This window comes from Phenylobacterium sp., from assembly GCF_044236515.1.
In the GTDB taxonomy this organism is placed as follows: Bacteria; Pseudomonadota; Alphaproteobacteria; order Caulobacterales; family Caulobacteraceae; genus Phenylobacterium.
The window spans coordinates 1-2997 of the sequence record NZ_JBIIGK010000246.1; the positions used below are offsets into that span (position 1 = coordinate 1).

Below are 2997 nucleotides of genomic sequence, written 5' to 3' on the forward strand. Positions count from 1 at the left end.
TTCGTGAAGAAGCTCTAGATCAGATCTGGTTGAATTCGCCGCAACGGCACTTCACGACCATGTCGGACAGCGCCTCGCGATCGGCGGCGCTGAAGATCACGTCGTCGCAGGAGCCGCAGACAAAGCGCGCGCCCGCGGCCAGTTCGGTCGCAGCTTGCGCCTCGACCACCGTCCGGCGGCCCACGAACAGGCCAGGGAAGGTGCGCATCGGAACCTGCAGCATAAACGGCACTCCACGAATCTGGGCGCGTCATAGCCCAGCCCCTTCGCAAGTGCAAAATCCGCAATGCGCCTTAATGTTGCATTGCAGCGTTATGCGAACTCAAATGTTAGGCAGGGCCGTCGCACGAGCCTCGTCCAGGTAACGCGCGGCGACCGGCTTCAACGCGCTGTCCAGCTCGATCAGCAGCGGATTGCCGGTGGGGATCTCGACGCCCACGATGGCGTCGTCAGCCACGTCGAACAGCAGCTTGACGATGGCTCGCAGCGAGTTGCCGTGGGCCGCGATCAGCAGCGTCCTGCCGCCTTGCAGCTCCGGCGCGATGGCCGTTTCCCAGTAAGGCTGGACGCGGTCGAGGGTGGTCTTCAGGCTCTCGGTGGACGGCAGGGCGACGCCGGCGTAGCGACGGTCCTTCGAGAAGTCCCATTCGCCGCCCGACGCCATCTCCGGCGGCGGGATGTCGTAGGACCGGCGCCAGATCTTGACCTGTTCCTCGCCATGCTTCTCTGCGGTTTCGGCCTTGTTGAGGCCGGTCAGGCCGCCGTAGTGGCGCTCGTTCAGCCGCCAGTCCTTGGTTTCCGGCACATAGGCCTGGCCGGCGGCGTGCAGCGCCAGCCAGGAGGTGCGGATCGCGCGGGTTTGGACCGAGGTGAAGCAGCCGTCGAGCTGGACACCCGCCGCCTTGATCAGCTCGCCGCCCTTCCTGGCCTCGGCCTCGCCCTGGGCCGTCAGGTCGACGTCGACCCAGCCGGTGAAGCGGTTCTCAAGGTTCCACTGGCTCTGGCCGTGGCGCAGCAGGATCAGGGTGGGCACGCGCGCGTCTCCATTAGGCTGGGCGCAAGCGGCTAGGGCCGGGAGCCTTGGCCGTCAAGCGCGGAAGCCGCTATATCGGCCGGATGATCGACCGCCTCTACCTGCCGCTGCTCGGCCTAGCCGCCGCCCTGGCCATCGGCCTGGCCATGGTCTGGCCGCAGGGCTACGGCGCGCGCTCGCCGGCTCCGTTTGGGCACACGCCCGTCCAGCAGACCCCGGCGATGAAGGCCGCCATGCAGCGCCAGATTGAGGCCGCCCAGGCCCGGGTCGAGGAGGCTCGCGAAGCCGTCCGCGACTTGCAGGCCCAGGCGATCGCCCCCACCGAATGACAACCTTCGACGCCATTGCGGTCGGCCGTCGGGTGCTGACCCAGGAAGCCGACGCACTCGCCCTGCAGGCCGCCGCCCTCGGCCCAGCCTTCACCGAAGCCGTTGACCGTCTCTATGCCGCCAAGGGGCGGATCATCTGCACCGGCATGGGCAAGTCCGGCCACGTGGCCCGCAAGCTCGCCGCCACCTTCGCCTCGACTGGCGCGCCCGCCTTCTTCGTCCATCCGGCCGAAGCGAGCCACGGCGACCTGGGAATGGTCACCGGCGACGACGTGATCGTCGGCCTGTCGAAGTCGGGCGAGGCGCGCGAGCTGGCCGATATCCTCGCCTACGCCGCCCGCTTCTCGATCCCGCTCATCGCCCTCACCGCCCGGCCCGACAGCGCGCTCGGCCGGGCCGCCGACGTGGTGCTGCAGCTGGCTGACGCCACCGAGGCCACCGCGGAGGTCAACGCTCCCACCACCTCGACGACCCTGCAGATCGCCTTGGGCGACGCCCTGGCGGTGGCGCTGCTGGAGCGGCGGGGATTCAAGCCGACCGACTTCCACGTCTTCCATCCGGGCGGCAAGCTGGGCGCCATGCTGCGCACCGCCGGCTCGTTGATGCACGGCGCCGAGGAACTGCCGCTGGTGGCCCGAGCGGCCCCAATGCGCGAGGCGCTTCTGGTGATGACGGAGAAGCGCTGGGGGATCGTCGGGGTCACCGACGACGACGGCGCGCTCTGCGGCGTGATCACCGACGGCGACCTGCGCCGCCACATCGACGGTCTCCTGGACCGCAGCGCCGGAGAAGTGATGACACCGGGGCCGCGCAAGACCGTCGCGCCGGACGCCCTGGCCGCCGAGGCCCTGGCCCTGATGAGCGATCCCGCCCCCGCGGTCACCGTGCTGTTCGTCGTCGAGGCGGGCAAGCCGGTCGGCATCCTGCACGTCCACGACCTGCTGCGCGCGGGAGTGATGTGAGCCGCCTCATACGACACGACCGAGGCACAAAGCTTGGCGCTAGGCGTTGAGGCTGTCCTGGGGCCATCTGCTAACCTGAGCTGACCCAAACGGTATTCCGGAGTTCCGATGCTGCCTGCTCCCCGCGCCGATATCGCTCCAAACACCCTCGCGTTCGAGACCGTGCCGCTGGTCAAGGCGACGGGCTTTCGGGAGTACGACGCGCGCTGGCTGTTCGGGCCGGAGATCAACCTTCTGGGCGTCCAGGCGCTCGGCCTCGGCCTCGGGACCTACATCCAGGAACTCGGGCAGAAGCGGATCGTCGTCGGCCATGACTTCCGGTCCTATTCGCTGTCGATCAAGCAGGCGCTGACGCTGGGCCTGCTGGCTGCCGGCTGCGAGGTGGTGGATATCGGCCTGGCGACCTCGCCGATGGCCTATTTCGCGCAGTTTGACCTCGATGCGCCGTGCGTGGCCATGGTGACCGCCAGCCACAACGAGAACGGCTGGACCGGCGTGAAGATGGGCGCCCAAAAGCCCCTGACCTTCGGCCCCGACGAGATGGGCCGGCTGAAGGAGATCGTCCTTGGCGGCGCCTGGACGGAGCGGCCGGGTGGGACGCTGGTCCGCGTCGATGGGGTCAAGGACCGCTACATCGCCGACGCCGCCGACAAGGTGAAGCTGTCTCGCCCGC

At 68.7% G+C, this 2997-nt stretch carries 4 protein-coding genes and 1 pseudogene; 3 read left to right on the forward strand and 2 right to left on the reverse strand.

Annotation, left to right across the window (positions count from 1 at the left end):
• Nucleotides 1-19 precede the first annotated feature (19 nt).
• Together ACILRF_RS15795 and gpmA are read right to left on the reverse strand one after the other, a co-directional pair.
• Entirely contained in the window at nt 20-223 is a 204-nt protein-coding gene (locus tag ACILRF_RS15795) for a hypothetical protein (protein WP_395674574.1), read from the reverse strand.
• 99 nt (nt 224-322) lie between these two features.
• Nucleotides 323-1033 carry a 2,3-diphosphoglycerate-dependent phosphoglycerate mutase gene (gene gpmA / locus ACILRF_RS15800; RefSeq protein WP_395674576.1) on the reverse strand — a complete coding sequence of 237 codons (711 nt, stop codon included), beginning with the start codon at nt 1031-1033 and terminating at the stop codon, nt 323-325.
• A 47-nt stretch (nt 1034-1080) separates the two neighbouring features.
• Between gpmA and ACILRF_RS15805 the strand changes: the two genes are divergently transcribed.
• The 3 genes and pseudogenes from ACILRF_RS15805 to ACILRF_RS15815 form a co-directional block, all read left to right on the forward strand.
• A complete protein-coding gene (locus ACILRF_RS15805; protein ID WP_395674578.1) occupies nt 1081-1362 on the forward strand; it encodes a hypothetical protein in 282 nt (93 codons plus the stop codon).
• A complete protein-coding gene (locus ACILRF_RS15810) occupies nt 1359-2324 on the forward strand; it encodes an SIS domain-containing protein (protein ID WP_395674580.1) in 966 nt (321 codons plus the stop codon). The genes ACILRF_RS15805 and ACILRF_RS15810 overlap by 4 nt, the downstream gene beginning before the upstream one ends.
• Nucleotides 2325-2432: 108 nt before the next feature.
• Nucleotides 2433-2997: pseudogene (locus ACILRF_RS15815) on the forward strand (phosphomannomutase/phosphoglucomutase); the annotation flags it as partial.